Origin of the sequence: Micromonospora marina, assembly GCF_900091565.1 — a bacterium.
Taxonomy (GTDB): Bacteria; Actinomycetota; Actinomycetes; order Mycobacteriales; family Micromonosporaceae; genus Micromonospora; species Micromonospora marina.
Window position 1 is genome coordinate 19334 of sequence record NZ_FMCV01000008.1, and the last position, 19233, is coordinate 38566.

The 19233-nt window shown below is 75.0% G+C and carries 13 protein-coding genes; 10 read left to right on the forward strand and 3 right to left on the reverse strand.

Annotated elements, in window-relative coordinates:
* Window positions 1-57 precede the first annotated feature (57 nt).
* The 9 genes from GA0070215_RS12020 (at window position 58) to GA0070215_RS12060 (ending at window position 10640) form a co-directional block, all read left to right on the forward strand.
* Entirely contained in the window at window positions 58-561 is a 504-nt protein-coding gene (locus tag GA0070215_RS12020; protein ID WP_018785282.1) for an SAV_6107 family HEPN domain-containing protein, read from the forward strand.
* A 142-nt stretch (window positions 562-703) separates the two neighbouring features.
* On the forward strand, window positions 704-1465 hold the full coding sequence (locus tag GA0070215_RS12025) for a hypothetical protein (RefSeq protein ID WP_091045271.1): 762 nt from the start codon (window positions 704-706) through the stop codon (window positions 1463-1465).
* On the forward strand, window positions 1462-3135 hold the full coding sequence (locus tag GA0070215_RS12030) for a DNA polymerase Y family protein (RefSeq protein WP_091045274.1): 1674 nt from the start codon (window positions 1462-1464) through the stop codon (window positions 3133-3135). Before GA0070215_RS12025 ends, GA0070215_RS12030 begins: the two co-directional genes overlap by 4 nt.
* Window positions 3136-3153: 18 nt before the next feature.
* Window positions 3154-6525, forward strand: a complete 3372-nt coding sequence (locus GA0070215_RS12035) for an error-prone DNA polymerase (RefSeq protein ID WP_091045278.1) — start codon at window positions 3154-3156, stop codon at window positions 6523-6525.
* Window positions 6526-6620: 95 nt separating this feature from the next.
* The gene (locus tag GA0070215_RS12040) at window positions 6621-6806 is read left to right on the forward strand and encodes a hypothetical protein (RefSeq protein ID WP_018785278.1); all 186 of its coding nucleotides are present in this window, start codon (window positions 6621-6623) and stop codon (window positions 6804-6806) included.
* Between the two features lie 31 nt (window positions 6807-6837).
* Window positions 6838-7569 carry a methyltransferase gene (locus tag GA0070215_RS12045; protein ID WP_018785277.1) on the forward strand — a complete coding sequence of 244 codons (732 nt, stop codon included), beginning with the start codon at window positions 6838-6840 and terminating at the stop codon, window positions 7567-7569.
* Window positions 7566-8753 carry an alkaline phosphatase family protein gene (locus tag GA0070215_RS12050; RefSeq protein ID WP_091045281.1) on the forward strand — a complete coding sequence of 396 codons (1188 nt, stop codon included), beginning with the start codon at window positions 7566-7568 and terminating at the stop codon, window positions 8751-8753. Before GA0070215_RS12045 ends, GA0070215_RS12050 begins: the two co-directional genes overlap by 4 nt.
* A gap of 110 nt (window positions 8754-8863) precedes the next feature.
* The gene (locus GA0070215_RS12055; protein WP_091045284.1) at window positions 8864-10123 is read left to right on the forward strand and encodes a DNA polymerase IV; all 1260 of its coding nucleotides are present in this window, start codon (window positions 8864-8866) and stop codon (window positions 10121-10123) included.
* Window positions 10124-10238: 115 nt separating this feature from the next.
* Window positions 10239-10640, forward strand: coding sequence for a DUF3040 domain-containing protein (locus GA0070215_RS12060; RefSeq protein ID WP_018785274.1), 402 nt, complete (start codon window positions 10239-10241; stop codon window positions 10638-10640).
* 507 nt (window positions 10641-11147) lie between these two features.
* Here the strand turns inward: GA0070215_RS12060 and GA0070215_RS12065 are convergent.
* Genes GA0070215_RS12065 through GA0070215_RS12075 form a run of 3 tightly spaced genes read right to left on the reverse strand, consistent with a single transcriptional unit; the run spans window position 11148 to window position 15973 of the window.
* Entirely contained in the window at window positions 11148-13601 is a 2454-nt protein-coding gene (locus tag GA0070215_RS12065; protein WP_091045287.1) for a transglutaminase TgpA family protein, read from the reverse strand.
* A 16-nt stretch (window positions 13602-13617) separates the two neighbouring features.
* A complete protein-coding gene (locus GA0070215_RS12070; protein ID WP_091045290.1) occupies window positions 13618-14916 on the reverse strand; it encodes a DUF58 domain-containing protein in 1299 nt (432 codons plus the stop codon).
* 1 nt (window position 14917) lies between these two features.
* Entirely contained in the window at window positions 14918-15973 is a 1056-nt protein-coding gene (locus GA0070215_RS12075) for an AAA family ATPase (RefSeq protein ID WP_013287615.1), read from the reverse strand.
* A gap of 397 nt (window positions 15974-16370) precedes the next feature.
* Here GA0070215_RS12075 and leuS point away from each other — a divergent pair, with 397 nt between their 5' ends.
* Window positions 16371-19211, forward strand: coding sequence for a leucine--tRNA ligase (leuS, locus tag GA0070215_RS12080; protein ID WP_091045294.1), 2841 nt, complete (start codon window positions 16371-16373; stop codon window positions 19209-19211).
* Window positions 19212-19233: the final 22 nt, after the last annotated feature.

The following is a 19233-nucleotide window of genomic DNA, read 5'->3' on the forward strand; positions in this document are numbered from 1 at the left end:
CGGGCGACGTCCCCGTCGCGCGACCGCCCGCCCCGGCCACACGCGGAGGAGAGACCCATGCCGACCAGTCCGGCCCAGGCGCCCACGGTGCCCGCGCACGTGCTGCCGCACCGCACCCCCGCCCAGTTGCTCGCGGTGGCCCGCGACGGGCTGGCCGAGGCCGCCCGCACCCGTCCCGACGGCCTCCGGTACGCCGCCGCCCACCTCGCGGCGCTGCGCGCCGCCGCCGCCGTGCTCGCCGCCCGGGCCCGCCCCGCACCCACCCGCCGGCACCGGATCACCAGCGTCTGGGTGCTGCTCGCCACCGTCGCCCCCGAGCTGGACGAGTGGGCCGCCTACTTCGCCGCCGGCGCGAGCAAGCGGGCCGCCGCCGAGGCCGGCATCCCCCGCGTGGTCACCGCCCGGGAGGCCGACGACCTGCTGCGTGCCGCCGAGGAGTTCGTGACAGTGGTGGAGACCGCACTCGGCCTGGCGCACCAGCCGGCGCTCGACGGCCTGCCCCGCCCGCTGCGGCTCGGCGCCTCCGCCGCTCCGCCCGGCCCCGGGGCAGCCGCCGCCTGATTCGTGGCGCCCGGCCACCACCGGCGGGACCCCGGGTGGCCGGGCGCCGCACCCACGGCACACGCGTACCGCGCACGACACGATCCACGCAGCACCATCCACGGGCGAGGCCCGTGGCGAAACACGACGGGGGGTTGGTCCGATGGCGGGCCGCATGGTGGTCGGTTCCGCCGCCCTGGCCGATCTGGTCCGACCGGCGAGCGCGCCCGACCCGGCCGGCGGCCACCGGGTGCTGCCCGTCCGGGCCGAGCTGACCGGGCTGCTGCCCAGCCGCGGGCTGCGACGCGGCAGCACCGTCGCGGTCGGCGCCGGCCAGCCCCGGCGCAGCGGCGCCACCTCGCTGATCCTCGCGCTGCTCGCCGAGGCGTCCCGGGCCGGCTCGTGGTGCGCCGTGGTGGGCGTACCCACCTTCGGGGCGGGCGCGGCCGCCGAGGCGGGCATCGCCCTGGACCGGCTGGCCCTGGTGCCCGACCCCGGGCCGGAGTGGCCCACTGTGGTCGCCGCGCTCATCGACGGGGTCGACGTGGTGGTCACCGCCGTGCCGGCCACCGTCTCCGCCTCGGTCGCCACCCGGCTGGCCGCCCGAGCCCGGCAGCGCGGAAGCGTGCTCGTCCCGTACGGGCGGTGGGACGGCGCGGACGTCACACTCCAGGTGGTCCGGGGCGTCTGGCAGGGGCTCGGCCCCGGTCGCGGCCGGCTGCGCCGTCGCGAGGTGACCGTATCGGCCCGGGGCCGGGGCGCCGCCGCCCGCCCGAAGGAGATCAAGGTGTGGCTGCCCGGCGACGAGCTGACCCGGGTGATCCCCCGCTCGGCCGGGCTCGGCGCCCCGGCCGCCGCGCCGTCGCGCCGGCTGCGCGTGGTCGCCCCACCCGCCCGTACGCTCGCCGCAGCCGGTCCGGCGTGAGCGGCGCACCGCAGCGGACGCTGCTGCTCTGGTGCCCGGACTGGCCGGTCCTCGCCGCCGAGATCGTCGACGGGGTGCCCGCCACCGACCCGGTCGTGGTGCTGCACGCCAACCGGGTGATCGCCTGCTCCGAACGGGCCCGCGCCGAGGGGATCCGGCGCGGGTTGCGCCGCCGCGAGGCGCAGGGACGCTGCCCGCACCTCACGGTGGTCGACCACGACCCCGGCCGGGACGTACGCGCGTTCGAGCCGGTGGTGGCCGCCGTGGAGGAGGTGGTGGCCGGCGTCGAGGTGATCCGGCCGGGCGCCTGCGCCACGGCGGCCCGGGGGCCGAGCCGCTACCTCGGCGGCGAGGAGGCGGCGGCCGAGCGGATCGTGGAGCACGTCGCGCAGACCTGCGCGGTGGAGAGCCAGGTCGGCATCGCCGACGGGGTGTTCGCGGCCGGGCTGGCCGCCCGGGAGGGGCGGATCGTCGACCCCGGCGGCACCCGCGAGTTCCTGGCCGCCCGGCCGGTCGAGGCGCTCGGCCGGCCCGCCCTGGCCGACCTGCTGCGCCGGCTCGGCGTCCGCACCCTCGGCGAGTTCGCGGCGCTGCCGGCCGGAGACGTGCTGGCCCGGTTCGGCTTCGACGGGGCGCTGGCGCACCGGCTCGCCGGCGGCCGGGACGACCGCCCGCTGGCGGTCCGGCAGCCGCCCGCCGACCTCACCGTCACCGCCGACCACGACGAGCCGATCGACCGGGTCGACGCCGCCGCGTTCGCCGCCCGCACGCTCGCCGAGCGGCTGCACGAGCGGCTGGCCGGCTACGGCCTGGCCTGCACCCGCCTCGGCATCGAGGCGGTCACCGCACACGGCCAGGAGCTGCACCGGGTCTGGCGGCACGACGGCCTGCTCACCGCCGCGGCCATCGCCGACCGGGTCCGCTGGCAGCTCGACGGCTGGCTCTCCGGCAGCAACGGCCGGGGCGGGACGCGCCCGGCCCGGCCCACCGCCGGGATCGTCCGGTTGCGACTGGTGCCCGACGGGGTGCTCGCCCAGGCGGGCCTGCAACCCGGGCTGTGGGGGGAGACCGGTGCGGAGCGGGAGCGGGCACACCGGGCGCTGAGCCGGGTACAGGGCATCCTCGGCCCCGAGGCGGTGGTCACCGCCGTGCTCGGGGGCGGGCGTTCCCCGGCCGACCAGGTGCGCCTGGTCCCGTGGGGTGACGAGCGGGCGCCCGCGCGTCCCGGCCCGCCACCCCCGCCGCCCGCCGCTCCCGCTCCGGGTGCCGCGTCCGCCCCTGTCGTCGTACCCGCTGGGGGCGGTGCGCGGCGGCGGGCCGGGCGGGGCCGGGCGGTGGCCGAGCCGCCGTGGCCGGGCCGGATCCCGCCACCGTCACCGGCCGTCGTCCTGCCCGCCCCGCTGCCGGCCGACGTGCGCGACGCGGCCGGGGAACCGGTCGTGGTGAGCGCCCGGCTGGCGGTCAGCGCGGCACCGGCCCGGCTCGCCGTTGGCGACGGTCGCCCGGCCGAGATCACCGGCTGGGCCGGCCCGTGGCCGGTGGACGAGCGCTGGTGGGCGCCGGCCGAGGCGCGCCGCAGGGCCCGGTTCCAGGTGAGCCTGGCCGACGGCGCCGCCCTGTTGCTCGCGGTCGAGGGCGGGCAGTGGCTGGTGGAGGCGATCTATGACTGAGCGCCGGGGGAGGCGCCGGTGAGCTTCCACAACCCGAAGATGCCGTGGTCGAAGCTGGAGCAGGTGCTCTCCGGGCGGGCCAAGGACGAACGGCACCTGCACGTGGTCGACCCGCTCGCGGTCGACGCCGACGGGGGCGACTCACCGGCCTGGAGCCGCAAACGCCAGGAATACCGGCCGCCGGAACTGGCCCGCCCGGACGGCGTGGTGCCGTACGCGGAGTTGCACGCGCACTCCAACTTCAGCTTCCTCGACGGGGCCAGCCACCCGGAGGAACTGGCCGAGGAGGCGGCCCGGCTCGGGCTGACCGCGCTCGCCGTCACCGACCACGACGGCTTCTATGGCGTGGTGCGCTTCGCCGAGGCGGCCCGCGCGCTGCGGCTGCCGACGATCTTCGGCGCGGAGCTGTCCCTCGGGCTGCCCGGCCCGCAGAACGGCGAACCCGACCCGCTCGGCCGGCACCTGCTGGTGCTCGCGCACGGCCACGAGGGGTACGCGCGCCTGGCCGCCAGCATCTCCCGCGCCCAGCTGCGCGGCGGGGAGAAGGGCCGCCCGCTCTACGGCGAGCTGGAGGAGATCGCGGCGGAGCTGCGCGACCACGTGCTGGTGCTCACCGGCTGCCGCAAGGGGCACGTGCCGGCGGCGCTGCTCACCGAGGGCGTCGACGCGGCGGCCCGGGAACTGGACCGGCTCACCGCGCTGTTCGGCGCGGAGACGGTGGCGGTGGAGCTGACCGACCACGGCCACCCGGTCGACGCCGACCGCAACGACGCGCTCGCCGAGCTGGCCGTCGCGGCCGGACTGCCCACGGTGGCCACGAACAACGTGCACTACGCCACCCCGGGGCGGCGGCGGCTGGCCACCACCGTCGCCGCGGTCCGGGCCCGGCGCAGCCTCGACGAGATCGACGGCTGGCTGCCCGCCGCGGCCACCGCCCACCTGCGCAGCGGCGCGGAGATGGCGGCGCGGTTCGCCGCGTACCCGGGGGCGGTGGCGCGGGCCGCCGAGTACGGCGCGGAACTCGCCTTCGACCTTCAGCTCGTGGCGCCGAAGCTGCCGGCGTACCCGGTGCCGCCCGGGCACACCGAGATGAGCTGGCTGCGCCGGCTGACCATGGACGGCGCCCGGGAGCGCTACGGCCCGCCCGAGGCGCACCCGGAGGCGTACGCGCAGCTGGAACACGAACTGCGGATGATCGAAGACCTCGGTTTCCCCGGCTACTTCCTGGTGGTCTACGACATCGTCGCGTTCTGCCGCGCGCAGGACATCTACTGCCAGGGCCGGGGCTCGGCGGCCAACTCGGCGGTCTGCTACGCGCTGCGCATCACCAACGTGGACGCGGTCCGGCACCGGCTGCTGTTCGAGCGGTTCCTCGCCCCGGAGCGCGACGGGCCACCCGACATCGACGTGGACATCGAGTCCGACCGCCGGGAGGAGGTGATCCAGCACGTCTACGCACGCTACGGCCGGGAGCACACCGCCCAGGTCGCCAACGTCATCTCGTACCGGCCCCGGTCGGCGGTGCGGGACGTGGCCAAGGCGTTCGGTTTCTCACCCGGCCAGCAGGACGCCTGGAGCAAGCAGATCGACAGGTGGGGCTCCGTCGCCGCGGTCGACGTGGCGGACATCCCGGAGCAGGTGGTCGCGTACGCCAACGAGCTGGCCGGCGGCTCGGGGAGGCGGGCGGGGTTCCCCCGGCACCTGGGCATCCACTCCGGCGGGATGGTGATCTGCGACCGGCCGGTGATCGAGGTGTGCCCGGTGGAGTGGGGCCGGATGCCCGGCCGCAGCGTGCTCCAGTGGGACAAGGACGACTGCGCGGCCGTCGGCCTGGTCAAGTTCGACCTGCTCGGCCTCGGCATGCTGTCGGCGCTGCACTACGGCTACGACCTGATCGGGTCCAGCCTCGACCTGGGCGACATGGACCTGGACGACCCCGAGGTCTACGACATGCTCTGCCGGGCCGACTCGGTGGGCGTGTTCCAGGTGGAGAGCCGCGCCCAGATGGCCACGCTGCCCCGGCTCAAGCCGCGCGAGTTCTACGACCTGGTGGTGGAGGTGGCGCTGATCCGGCCCGGCCCGATCCAGGGCGGCTCGGTGCACCCGTACATCAGGCGTAAGAACGGCCAGGAGCCGGTCACGTACGCGCACCCGCTGATGCGCAACGCGCTGGAGAAGACGCTCGGCGTGCCGCTGTTCCAGGAGCAGCTCATGCAGCTCGCCATCGACCTGGCCGGGTTCGACGCGGCCGGCGCCGACCAGCTGCGCCGGGCCATGGGGGCGAAGCGGTCGGTGGAGCGGATGGCGCAGATCGCCGACCGGCTCTACGCCGGGATGGCCGAGCGGGGCATCAGCGGCGAACTGGCCGACGACGTCTACCGCAAACTCACCGCGTTCGCCAGCTACGGCTTCCCGGAGAGCCACGCGATGAGCTTCGCCTACCTGGTGTACGCCAGCTCGTGGCTCAAGCGCTACCACCCCGGCCCGTTCCTGGCCGCGCTGCTCAACGCCCAGCCGATGGGCTTCTACTCGCCGCAGACGCTCGCCGACGACGCCCGCCGGCACGGCGTCGAGGTGCGCCGGCCGGACATCAACGCCAGCGGCGCCAGGGCGGTGCTGGAGTCGACCCCGCAGACCCGGTGGGGCAGCGTGCCGGGCGAGCCGCCGCACGCCTGGGGGCTGGGTGGCCCGGCGGTACGGCTCGGGCTGGGCAGCGTCCGTACCCTCGGCGACGACGTGGCCGAGCGGATCGAGGCGGAACGCGCGGCGCACGGGCCGTACCGGGACATGCCGGACCTGGCCCGCCGCGTCGGTCTCACCGCCGCGCAGCTGGAGGCGCTGGCCACCGCCGACGCGTTCGCCTGTTTCGGGCTGACCCGGCGGCAGGCCCTCTGGGCCGCCGGCGCGGCGGCCCAGGACCGGCCGGGCCGGCTGCCGGGCACGGTGACCGGCGCGGACCCGCCCACCCTGCCCGGCATGGCCGCGGTGGACCGCCTGGTCGCCGACGTCTGGGCCACCGGCCTGTCCCCGGAGAGCCACCCGGCCCGGTTCATCCGGGACCGGCTCGACGAACTGGGCGCGGTGCCGATCGCCCGGCTCGGCCGGGTGCCGCCCGGGCAGCGGATCCGGGTCGGCGGGATCGTCACCCACCGGCAGCGCCCGGCGACCGCCGGCGGCGTCACGTTCCTCAACCTGGAGGACGAGACCGGGATGCTCAATGTCACCTGCTCCCCGGGGCTGTGGCAGAGATACCGTCGGATCGCCCGCACCAGTGGAGCACTCGTGGTGCGGGGCCGGCTGCAGCGGCACGAGGGCGTCACGAACCTCACCGCGGACCGGCTGGACGCGATCGAGCCCCCCGTCACCCCGGCATCCAGGGATTTCCGTTGATGGAGTGATTCACATTACGGTTTCCGCGGGCCGGAGGCGGGAGACTCCCGACGCGGGTGGGCAGAGTGGCCCACCCGGGGTATGGGGGATGAACGATGACCTTTCACCGCACGTACGCCGCCGGCGGCGGCGTGGCAAACGTCCGCCGCACCCGCCTCGGTGCCGACTGGGCTCCCACCCACGGGGCCGAGCTGCGGGAATACCAGGTGACCGACGGCCCGGTGGCGAACAACCAGCGCTCCCGCGCCGAGGACGACCCCGCTGGCGGCGGCGAGTCCTGAACCCGGGCCGGGGGGTGACTAGGCTCGGCGCGTGGAGCAGATCCGAACCCTCACCCCCCGCACCGCCGTCATCTGGTCGGTGCTCCGGGCCGAGCTGGACCGGCGGGCCGGCGAACGACTCTCCGTGCTCGACGTCGGCGGCGGGACCGGCGGCTTCGCCGTCCCGCTCGCCGAGGCCGGTCACCGGGTCACAGTGGTCGACGCCAGCCCCGACGCGCTCGCCGCGCTGACCCGCCGGGCCGCCGAGGCCGGGGTCGCCGATCGGGTACGCGCGGCGCAGGGCGACGCCGACGCGCTCACCGGACTGGTCGAGCCGGCCACCGTGGACCTGGTGCTGTGCCACTCCGTCCTCGAGGTGGTCGACGACCCGGAGCCGGTGATGTCCGCGCTGGTCACCGCGTTGTGCCCGGGTGGCGCGGCGAGCGTGCTGGTCGCCGGCCGGGCCGCCGCCGTGTTCGGCCGGGCGATGAACGGGCAACTGGACGCCGCCGCCGCGCTCGCCGCCGACCCGCACGGGACCACCGGCGGCCGGGACACGCTGCGTCGCCGCTACGACGCCGCCGACGCGAGCACGCTGCTCGCCGCCGCCGGCCTCGTCGTGGAGGAGACCCACGGGGTACGGGTGCTCGCCGACCTGCTCCCGGCCGCGGTGGCGGACGGACAGCAGGCCGCCCTGGTGGAGCTGGAGCGCGCCCTCGCGGCCCGGTCCCCGTACCGCGATCTCGCCGCCCAGCTGCACCTGTTCGCCCGCCGTCCGGCATGACCGGCCCGGCTCCCGATCCGATTCCCGGCCGGGCTCCCGGTCCGCTGGACCGGGTGGCGCCCCGCTACGAGGGCGGTGGCCTGGCCGACGTGCTGCCGAGCGCGCTGGCGCTGCTCGGCGTACCGGGCGCGGCCGACCGGCTCGGCCTGGCCCCGCGCCTGGCCGGGGTACGCCGGATCGCGGTGCTGCTCGTCGACGGCCTCGGCTGGTACCAGATCCCCACCGCCGCCCCGTACGCCCCGACGCTCGCCGGCCTGGCCGCCACCGTCGGCCGGTCGCTCACCACCGGCTTCCCGTCCACCACCCCGACCAGCCTGGTCAGCCTCGGCACCGGCACCCCGCCCGGCGCGCACGGCGTGCTCGGCTTCACCGTCCGGGTGCCCGGCACCGACCGGGTGCTCAACCACGTCGACTGGGCCGGCGACCCGGACCCGGCGAGCTGGCAGCCGGTGCCCACCTGGTACCAGCGGGCGCGCGCCGCCGGGGTCGCGGTGACGGTGGTCAGCCGCCCCGAGTTCGCCGGCAGCGGCCTGACGCTCGCCGCCAACCGGGGCGGCGACTACCGGGGCGCGGCCGGCGTCGACGCGCTCGCCGCCCGGATGCTGGCGGCGCTCGCCGCCGGGGACGGACCCGTACTCGTCTCCGGCTACCACCCCGACCTGGACCGGCACGGGCATCTCAGCGGCGTGGACTCCGCGCCGTGGCGGGCCGCCGCCGCCGATGTGGACGCGCTGCTGGCCCGGCTCGTCGACGGGCTGCCGCCGGACGCCGCGCTGCTGGTGACCGCCGACCACGGCCAGCTCGACGTGCCCGCCGGACACCGGATCGACCTGGACGCCGACCCCCGCCTGCGGGCCGGGGTGCGGGTGGTCGCCGGCGAGCCCCGGGTCCGCTACCTGCACGCCGAGCCGGGCGCCGAGGCCGACGTGACGGCCGCCTGGACCGAGGTGCTGGGCCCGGCCGCGCACGTGCTGACCCGGGCCGAGGCGGTGGCGACCGGCTGGTTCGGGCCGGTGCCCGAGGCGCACCTGACCCGGATCGGTGACGTGGTGGTGGTCTGCCGGGACACGTACGCGGTGGTCGCCACCCGTTCCGAGCCGCCGATGGCGTCGCGGCTGGTGGCGTACCACGGTGCGGACACCGCCGCCGAGATGGCAGTCCCGCTGCTGGTGGTCCGCGGCTGACCCCGGTTCGTCAGTGCCTCTGCGCCGCCGGTTTCCGGGCCTCGTCCGGTGCCGGGCCGATGATGGCGGTGCCGGGCCGGGTTGTCGGACCGGCGGGCTAGCCTGCTGTCATGGGCCGTAGCCAGTCGTTGCCCCGAGGCGGTGACCCGCGCTTCGGGCCGGACGCCGACGACACCGGCTGCACCATCCTGCACGTCGACATGGACGCGTTCTACGCGTCGGTGGAGGTGCGCCGCCGTCCCGAGCTGCGCGGCCGGCCGGTGGTGGTGGGCGGCGTCGGCCCGCGCGGCGTAGTCAGCTCCGCCAGCTACGAGGCCCGGCGGTACGGCGTCCGCAGCGCGATGCCCACCGCCCGCGCCCGCGCGCTGTGCCCCGGCGCGGTCTACCTCCCGCCCGACTTCAGCGCCTACACGGAGGCGTCCCGGGCCGTCATGCGGATCTTCCGGGACGTCACCCCGCTGGTCGAGCCGCTCTCCCTGGACGAGGCGTTCCTCGACGTGGCGGGTGCCCGCCGGCTGTTCGGCCGGCCCGCCGACATCGCCGCGCTGATCCGCCGCCGGGTCGCCGGGGAACAGCAGCTGACCTGTTCCGTGGGCGTGGGGCCGAGCAAGTTCGTGGCCAAGCTCGGCTCCACCCGGGCCAAACCCGACGGCCTGCTCGTGGTTCCGGCCGCCCGGGTGCTCGACTTCCTGCACCCGCTGCCGGTGTCCGCCCTGTGGGGTGTGGGGGAGCGTTCCGCGGACGCGCTGCGCCGCCTCGGCCTGCGTACCGTGCGCGACCTCGCCGAGGCGCCGACCGGCCTGCTGCGCCGGGCGGTGGGTGAGGCGTCGGCCGCCCACCTGCACGAGCTGGCCTGGGGGCGTGACCCGCGCGGGGTCACGCCCGAGCAGGTGGAGAAGTCGATCGGCGCGGAGGTCACGTTCGACACCGACGTGAGCGACCCGGACGAGATCCGGCGGTCCCTGCTCGCGCTCGCCGACAAGGCCGGCGCTCGGCTGCGGGCGGCCGGACAGATGGGCCGTACCGTGTCGCTCAAGGTCCGCTTCGCCGACTTCCGGACGATCAGCCGCTCCCGCACGCTCGCTGTGCCCACCGACACCGCCCGGGAGATGTTCGGCACGGCCTGGGCGCTGTGGGGCGCGCTCGCCCCCGGCGAGCCGGTTCGGCTGGTCGGTGTCCGGATGGAAGGTCTCGCTCCCGCGGGGGAGACTCCGCAGCAGCTCACCCTGGGCGCGCCCGAGCGAGGCTGGCGGGAGGCGGAGGCGGCGGCCGACGCGGCGGCTGCCCGATTCGGGCGGTCCGTCATAGGTCCGGCCAGTCTTCTCGGCCGTCGTGATACACGACAAGTCGAAAAACCGACCCGGCCATAGGTCGTCCCGCTTTCCGACGCGCGGGGGCCCTCGTAGACTTGCGGGTAAGCAGCCGGTTGGCTGCCACGGTCTGTCGGCCCGCCCGGGCCGACCAACGTGACCGGGGAGGAGTGCCGTGCCGCTCTCGGAGCACGAGCAGCGGCTGTTCGAGCAGATCGAGCGGTCGCTTGCCGAGGACCCCAAGTTCGCCTCGGCCGTGCGCGCCAGCGACCCGCGTTTCCACGCGCGGCGTCGCGTGCTCGTCGCTGCCGGCGTGGTCGTCGCTGGTCTGGCCCTGTTGGTCTATGGCGTGGTGATTACGACTCCACTGCTGTCGGTGGCGGGTTTCGTCGTCATGCTGGCCTCGTTGGGCTACGCGGTGCAGTCGCACCGCCGATCCCAGTCGCCCGACCTGCACGTGGTCGGCGGCACAACGAGCCGGCGTCGTCCCCGTGGCCGCAGTGGTGGTGGTCGCCGGGGCTCCTTCCTCGACCGGATGGAGGACCGCTGGCGGCAGCGCCCGGAGGGTCACCGCTGACCGCGTCCCGCCCCTGACCCGGGGCGGAAACCGGCGCGCCTCCGTGGCACCTCGGTGAGCGCCGCCGGGGCGACGTGCCGCCTTTCGTCGTGGCAGCGCGGGTGAGGGGGCGCGGTCGGTCGTGCCCGCGATCGATCGCACCTTCCCGCCGCTCGGCGCGCCGCCGCGGTCCGTCTCCCGTCCCCACGCGTCCTCCCCGGTCCGCCTGGTCGAGCGCCTCATCGCTCACCGGCCCCGACCCTCACGCGCGATCTTGCACTTTCGGCCCGAGTGGCGCCCCGGATGTCGCTTTCGCCCGGGCACGAACTGCAAGATCGCCGGGACGGGTGTGCCCAGCCCTCTCCGTCTTGGTACGGAAACGCCCTCTGGGGGGCCATTTCGCACCAATATCTCGCGCACACCGGGACCAGAAGCGGTGACCAAGGGGTTTGTGTCTCCAGCGGGGCCGGAAACGGACACAAACTCCTTGATCACCGCTGAGGGGCGGGCGGGGGTCAGCGGGCGGGGTCAGCGGGCCAGGAGGCGGCGAGGGCTCCAGCGGGTCAGACGCTGACGGACCTGGCCGGTCGTGGTCACCACCCTTGCCGACCGCTCGGCCAGGCCGGTGCGCCAACGCTGCAACACCGACGGGGGCAGCAGCGCGGCCACCAGCCGGGTACGGCGGTCCGCGCCCGCCGCCAGCGCGCCCCGGACCGTGCGCAGCGCCGGCTGCAGCTCGGCGTCGGTCAGCGGGTCACGGGCGTAGCGGGCTCGTTCCTCGGCGCGGCCGAGCAGGCGTACCCCGGTCGCGGCGTCCCCCCGCTCGGCGAGCGCCTCCCGGGCCAGCCGCTCGGCGGTGGCCCGTGGGGTCTCCGTGCGGTCCACCCGGACGTGGAAGTCGACGAGAGTGTCGAGCAGTTCGTCCCAGGCGGCGTGCGCGTCGGCGCGGGCCGCCTCGGCGTCCACGCCGACCACCACCTGCCGTGCCTCGCCGCGCTGATTCGGCACCGGCAGTGCGGTGGCCGCGGGCGTGACCGCCCGGACGCGCCGGCGGCGGCGCATGGCGGAGCGGCGCAGGGCCGGTACGGCGAGCAGCGCCAGCAGCGCCAGCGCACCGGCCAGCCACCACGGCCAGACCGGGCTCCTTTCGGCGGGGCCGCCCTGGTCCAGGGTCAGGCCCTGGTCGGTGTCCTTGTCGAGCCGGTCCGCCTCGTTCGGCCCGGCCGACGGGCCGGCCGCGTCAGGAGCACTGGTGCTGCCGGCCGAGGGGGTGACCTCCTCTGGGGCGTCGATGTCCGGCGCCCAGGCCGAGCGGACCGACCCCGTCACGGCCGCCGCCGGGGTGGCGTCGAACGGCACCCAGCCGATCCCGCTGAAGTTGACCTCGGTCCAGGCGTGCAGGTTGCGGTTGGTCAGCACGTACGTGCCGCCGTCGGCCTTGCTGCCGTTGGTGAACCCGACTGCGACCCGGGCCGGGATGCCGGCGGCCCGGACCAGCCAGGCCATCGCCGCGGCGTACTGCTGGCAGTAGCCGACCTTGGTGGCGAGGAAGTCGGTGATGTCCTCCCCGCTGCTGCCGTTGCGGGTGGACAGCGCGTAGGTGAAGCCGTTCTCCACGGAGAAGTAGTCGTAGATGGCCCGGACCTTGTCGTAGTCGTTCGACTTGCCCTCGACCAGCTGCGCGACCAGTTCCTCGACGGCCGGGACGGACGGCCGCTCGGTCTGCTGCCGCATCACCAGGCTGTCGGAGGGCAGCGACGGGGCGGCGCGCAGCGCCGCCGGGCTGAAGGTGGACCGGACGTAGTCGAACGAGTAGGTCTTGCCGAGGGCGTTCTCGCGATTGGAGAAAACGACCTGCTGGTTCGTGTCGTACAGCCAGTTGCCGTTGAGGTCGTCGGTCTTGACCGGCTCGGCGTAGACCGGCAGCAACGGCATGTTCAGGTTCTTCGTCACCTCGACGGAGGCGCGGTAGCGCCGCTGGTCGACGCCGCGCGGGGCGCGTTCCCCGGGATCGGGCAGCGGGCGGGTGACCGGCCGCCCGGTGGGCACACGTGCCTGGAAGCCACTGGGTCGCAGGTCGTCGACCACGCCCAGGCGCAGGTAGAACGGGGCCGTCTCGTTGGTGCTGACCTTGACCAGATCGATCTCCTCGCTCTGGTTGAGCTGGCCGCTGAGCGCCGCGAACAGGTCCACCCGGCCCGAGCTGCCGCCCTGGCCCGGCCGCCCGCTGCCGTCGCCGGGCCCGGCACCGAGGTTGTTCAGCAGCCCGCCGGTCATCCCGGGCACCGCGAGCGGCAGCGCCACCGCCACGATCACGCCGACCACTGCGAGCCGCCGTCCGGCCGCTGCCAGCGGGGACGCCTCCCAGACGTCCACGTCGCGCCCCTCGCCGGTGAACCGGCGGCCGAACCGGCGTACCCGGTCGACGTTGTCGGTGACCAGCAGCCAGAGGTAACCGGCGGCGCCCACCACGAACGGGGTGGCCGGGACGCTGTCCACGTACACCGCGACCGGGACCGAGTAGATGGCGAGCATCGGAAGGCCGGCCAGCGCCGGCCGGCGCAGCCCGACCGCGAGCACGTCCACCACCACAGCGACCGCGCCGATGCCGAGCACCGCGAGGAACAGCAGCGAGTCGACGTCCGGCACCTGCACGCCGTACGAGCGCATGTCCTGCAACGACGCCTGGAGCAGGTCACCGAAGTGGCCGAACGTGGCCGGCGTCGGCACGAACGCGAGCAGTTCGGTGCCGCCGGGGAAGACCCAGGTCAGGCCCAGGGTCAGCCCGGCCAGCATGGCCAGCACCTGCCCCCACAACGGCAGCCGGCCCAGCCGGCTCAACGCGGCCGAACCGGCCACCACGGCGACCACGACGGCGGCCTGGACCAGCCAGGTCCAGCGTTCGAAGATCGCCGACAGCGGTGCCGCCGCCAGCAGCGTCGCCGCCGCGGCGACGAATCCGATGTTGCGGTGCGGGGTCACAGGACCATCCCTCCGGTCATCGTCGTCCGCCGGCCACCGTCTCGGCCATGGCCGCGCGCAGCGCGAAGCCCTGCGAGCCCCGCCCGGCCTGCGGCCACAGCACCGGCAGGCTGGTGCCGTGCTCCACCCCGATGACCCGCCAGCCGCTCTGCAGCAGCGCGAGCGCGGCGGCGCCGTGTGCCCGCTCCGCCTCGGTCCGGGCGTTCGCCGGCAGGTTGAGCCAGGTGTTGCTGTCGAGCAGGAACGCCACGCAGGTGGCGCCGTTGCCGCGCAGACCGGCCAGCAGCTCCGCCTCGGCGGTGCCGAGCGTGCCGAACAGCGCGATGATCAGGCCACCGTCGGCCCGCTGCCGGACCTGCTGCACGAGCGTGGTGATCTCGCCGCGCCGGTCGAGGTGCACGTCGGCGAGGTGGTCGAGCAGCAGCCCCTCGCCGCCGGCCTCGGCGGCCCCGACGTCGGCGCCGTTGCCGGTGACCAGACGCAGCTTGTAGCCGGCCTGGCGCAGGTGCACGGCGATGCTGGCGGCGGCCGAGACCGCCCACTCGAAGCTCGCCGCCGGGCCCTCGCCGCGGTGCCCGGCGGCGCGGGTGTCGAGCAGCACCGTCGCCCGGCTCTCCCACGGCTGCTCCTCGCGGCGCACCATCAGCTCACCGGTGCGGGCGGTGGACTTCCAGTGCACCCGGCGCAGGTCGTCGCCCATCCGGTACTCGCGGGTGGCGGCGTCGTCCTCGCCGTGCACCGCCACCGAGCGGGCCCGGCTGTCGCCGCTGCCGGCGTACTCGCCCGGTAGCCGGACCGAGGGCAGCGGGGTGACCTGCGGGATCACGGTGAGATGGTCGGTGCTGGGGAACGACCGGGTCAGCTCGCACAGGCCGAACGGGTCGGTCAGCCGGATCACCAGCGGCCCCACCTCGTAGCGGCCGCGCACGTCCGCCCGGACCGTGTACGCCACCGAGCTGGCCTGGTGCGCGCCGAGCCGTTCCAGCACCACCCGGGGCCGGCTGCCCAGCGCGTACGGCAGGCGGTCCTCCAGCAGTAGCGTGCCGGTGGGCAGCCGGGACAGGTTCTGCAACCGGAGCACCACCCGGGAGCTGGCGCCGACCGGCACCCGGTGCGGTTCCAGCGACCGGTTGCAGGCCAGCTTGTACCGGCTGCGTCCGACGTGCGCGGCGGCCAGCAGCGGCAGCACGGCGAGCAGGACCGCCACCCGGAGCAGGTCCTTCTCGCCGAGGATGCCGGCGGAGATCGCCGCGGCCACCGCGGCCGCCAGGAAGGAGCGGCCGCGGGTGGTCAGCCCACGCAGGCCGTCACGCACGTCACGGCCTCCGCGGCTCGTACGGCCCGCGGCCGTTGTTGCCGCCGCCGGGCCGGGTGTCGTACGGCGACCGCTGCCGGTCGTGCGGCAGCGGCAGGCGGTGCACCAGCTCGGAGACGATCGCGTCGGTGGTGCGCCGGGCCAGCTGGGCGTCGGCGGTCGGGATGATCCGGTGCGCCAGCACCGGCACCGCGAGCACCTGGAGGTCGTCCGGCAGGACGTAGTCGCGGCCCTCCAGGGCGGCCACCGCGCGGGCGGTGCGCAGCAGCTGGAGCGTGGCCCGGGGGGACGCGCCGAGCCGCAGGTCGGGGGCCTCCCGGGTGGCGGTGACCAGGTCGATCGCGTACTGCTTGACGGCGTCGGCGACGTGCACCTGCCGGACGTGACCGATCAGCCGGCGGACGGTGGCCGCGTCGGAGACCGGCCGCAGCCCCGGCAGCGGGTCGGTGGCGCCGTGCCCGTCGAGCATGGCCAGCTCGGCGCGCGGGTCGGGGTAGCCCATGGCGATGCGGGCGGTGAACCGGTCCCGCTGCGCCTCGGGCAGCGGGTAGGTGCCCTCCATCTCGATCGGGTTCTGCGTCGCGATCACCATGAACGGCGTCTGCAACTGGTAGGTGACCCCGTCGACGGTGACCTGCCGCTCCTCCATGCACTCCAGCAGCGCCGACTGGGTCTTCGGCGAGGCCCGGTTGATCTCGTCGCCGACCACCAGGTTGGCGAAGACCGCACCGGGGCGGAACTCGAAGTCGTGGGTCTCCTGGTTGTAGACGCTGACGCCGGTGACGTCGCTGGGAAGCAGGTCGGGGGTGAACTGGATCCGCCGGACCGAGCAGTCGATGGACCGGGCCATCGCCTTGGCGAGCTTGGTCTTGCCGACGCCGGGCACGTCCTCGATGAGCAGGTGACCCTCGGCCAGCAGCACCGCCAGGGCGAGCCGGACGGTGGCGGTCTTGCCCTCGATGACCTGCTCGATGTTGGCCACGATGGCCTCGCTGGCGGCGCGGAACTCGTCGTGCGGCAGCAGACCGCCCACCTCGTCCCAGGTCTGTTGTGTCACGGGCCTCCTCCTCGTCGCCTGGACGGCAGCTCTTCGTAGAGCACCTGGACCCGCCGTTGGGTTCGCGACGCCGAGCCTCGTCTGCCGCAGTAATCTCACTGGCCTCTCAGGCTAACCATGTTTGTCGTTACTGCCGACTCCCGCAGGTGGTCGGTCGGTTACGCCCGGAATATTCGCCGGACCGGGGGACCGGCCGCCGGGGGCGGAACGGGCGCGCCCCCGCCGAGGGGTGCGAGGTACACTGCCTGCGTGGCCGGGTTCTTCCTGCTTCTTACCGAGCCGTGCTGATGCGCTGAACGCGCGACAGCACGGCCGCCCCTCCTGCGCGGGGGGTTTTTTTGTGCCCGCGGCAGACCGCCCACATTTCTTTCGAATCGATCCGCGCCGAGGAGACGCCATGAGTGAGGCAGCCGCACCGGCGACCGACATCCCCCCGTTCCGGTACACCGCCGCCCTGGCCGACGAGATCGAGCACCGCTGGCAGGACACCTGGGCGCGGGAGGGCACCTTCCACGCGCCGAACCCGGCCGGGCCGCTGGCCGACCCGGGCCACCCCCGCGCCGGTGCCGAGAAGCTGTACGTGCTGGACATGTTCCCGTACCCGTCCGGCGCCGGCCTGCACGTCGGCCACCCGCTGGGCTACATCGGCACCGACTGCTACGCCCGCTACCAGCGGATGGCCGGGCGCAACGTGCTGCACGCGATGGGCTTCGACGCGTTCGGCCTGCCCGCCGAGCAGTACGCGGTGCAGACCGGCACCCACCCCCGGACCACCACCGAGGCCAACATCGAGCGGTACCGGGCGCAGCTGCGCCGGTTGGGGCTGGGCCACGACGAGCGGCGGTCGGTGGCGACCATCGACACCGACTTCTACCGCTGGACCCAGTGGATCTTCCTGCAGGTATTCAACTCGTGGTACGACGCGGACGCGCGCAAGGCCCGGCCGATCGCCGAGCTGATCGGCGAGTTCGAGGGCGGCACCCGGGCCACCCCGGACGGGCGTGGTTGGGCCGAGCTGTCCGTGGGGGAGCGCCGGGCGATCGTCGACGACCACCGCCTGGCGTACGTCTCCGAGGCGCCGGTGAACTGGTGCCCGGGCCTGGGCACCGTGCTGGCCAACGAGGAGGTCACCGCCGACGGCCGGTCCGAGCGCGGCAACTTCCCGGTCTTCAAGCGCAACCTGAAGCAGTGGATGATGCGGATCACCGCGTACGGGGACCGGCTGCTGGAGGACCTGGACACACTGGACTGGCCGGAGCCGATCAAGCTGCAGCAGCGCAACTGGATCGGCCGGTCGACCGGCGCGCACATCGACTTCCCGACCGACGCGACCCCGGTGCGGGTGTTCACGACCCGGCCGGACACCGTCTTCGGCGCCACCTACATGGTGCTGGCGCCCGAGCACGAGCTGGTCGACGTGCTGACGCCGGCCGCCTGGCCGGAGGGCACCCGGGACGCGTGGACCGGTGGGCACGCCGGCCCGCGGGAGGCCGTCGAGGCGTACCGGAAGGCCGCCGCGGCCAGGACGGACGCGGAGCGGCAGGCGGACAGCAGGGAGAAGACCGGCGTCTTCGTCGGCGCCTACGCCACCAACCCGGCGACCGGCGGGCAGATCCCGATCTTCATCGCCGACTACGTGCTGGCCGGCTACGGCACCGGCGCGATCATGGCGGTGCCCGCGCAGGACGAGCGGGACTGGGACTTCGCCGAGGTCTTCGAGCTGCCGATCGTGCGGACCGTGGCGCCGCCGGAGGGCTTCGACGGCAAGGCGTACACCGGTGACGGCCCGGCGATCAACAGCGCCGCGCCGGAGCGCGGCATCGACCTGGACGGCCTGGGTGTGGCCGACGCCAAGGCCCGGATCATCGAGTGGCTGGAGGCGAACGGGCACGGCGCGGGCGCGGTCACCTGGCGGCTGCGCGACTGGCTGTTCTCCCGGCAGCGTTACTGGGGCGAGCCGTTCCCGATCGTGTACGACTCCACCGGGGCGCCGATCGCGCTGCCCGAGTCGATGCTGCCGGTCGAGCTGCCCGAGGTGGAGGACTTCTCGCCGAAGACGTTCGACCCGGAGGACGCCGGCAGCAACCCGGAGACCCCGCTGTCGCGGCGGCGCGACTGGGTGGAGGTGGAGCTGGACCTGGGTGACGGGCCCAAGCGCTACACCCGCGAGACGAACGTGATGCCGCAGTGGGCCGGCTCCTGCTGGTACGAGCTGCGCTACCTGGACCCGACCGACTCGCAGCGTTTCGCCGACCCGGCGAACGAGGCGTACTGGATGGGACCGCGGCGTCCGGGCGACTGCGGGGGAACCGACCTGTACGTCGGCGGCGCCGAGCACGCCGTGCTGCACCTGCTGTACGCGCGCTTCTGGCACAAGGTGCTGTACGACCTGGGCCACGTCTCGTCGTTCGAGCCGTTCCGCCGCCTGTTCAACCAGGGCATGATCCAGGCGTACGCGTTCGTCGACCCGCGCGGCGCCTACGTGCCCGCCGAGGAGGTCGTCGAGGTCGACGGCCGCTGGTTCCACGGCGAGACCGAGGTCCGGCGCGAGTACGGCAAGATGGGCAAGTCGCTGAAGAACGTCGTCACCCCGGACGACATGTGCGCCGCGTACGGCGCGGACACGTTCCGGGTGTACGAGATGTCGATGGGCCCGCTGGAGGTGTCCCGCCCGTGGGAGACCCGGGCGGTGGTCGGCGCGTACCGGTTCCTGCAGCGGGTCTGGCGCACCGTGGTCGACGAGCAGACCGGTGACCTGCGGGTCACCGACGAGCCGGCCGACGAGGCGACCCGGCGGCTGCTACACAAGACGATCGACGGGGTCCGCTCCGACATGGACGGGATCCGGTTCAACACCGCCATCGCCAAGCTGATCGAGCTGACCAACGGCCTGACCCGGCTGACGCGTACCCCGCGCGAGGTGGCCGAGCCGCTGGTGCTGATGGTCGCCCCGTTCGCCCCGCACATGGCCGAGGAGCTGTGGCGCAAGCTGGGCCACCAGACCTCGCTGGCGTACGCGGACTTCCCGGTCGCGGACGAGGCCCTGCTGGTGGCCGAGTCGGTGACCTATCCGGTGCAGGTCAACGGCAAGGTCCGGGGCCGGGTCGAGGTGCCGGCCGACGCCGCCGAGGACGTGGTCCGTACGGCGGCGCTGGAGGCGGTGGCCGGCGCGCTGGGCGGCAAGGAGCCGCGCAAGGTGATCGTGGTGAAGGGCCGGATGGTCTCGGTCGTCGCCTGAGACCGGCCGGTGGGCGCGTCCA

Coding starts and splice junctions, on each gene's coding strand:
- GA0070215_RS12020 (WP_018785282.1), top strand. CDS start 58: ATGCCGACCAGTCCGGCCCAGGCGCCCACGGTGCCCGCGCACGTGCTG.
- GA0070215_RS12025 (WP_091045271.1), top strand. CDS start 704: ATGGCGGGCCGCATGGTGGTCGGTTCCGCCGCCCTGGCCGATCTGGTC.
- GA0070215_RS12040 (WP_018785278.1), top strand. CDS start 6,621: ATGACCTTTCACCGCACGTACGCCGCCGGCGGCGGCGTGGCAAACGTC.
- GA0070215_RS12050 (WP_091045281.1), top strand. CDS start 7,566: ATGACCGGCCCGGCTCCCGATCCGATTCCCGGCCGGGCTCCCGGTCCG.
- GA0070215_RS12055 (WP_091045284.1), top strand. CDS start 8,864: ATGGGCCGTAGCCAGTCGTTGCCCCGAGGCGGTGACCCGCGCTTCGGG.
- leuS (WP_091045294.1), top strand. CDS start 16,371: ATGAGTGAGGCAGCCGCACCGGCGACCGACATCCCCCCGTTCCGGTAC.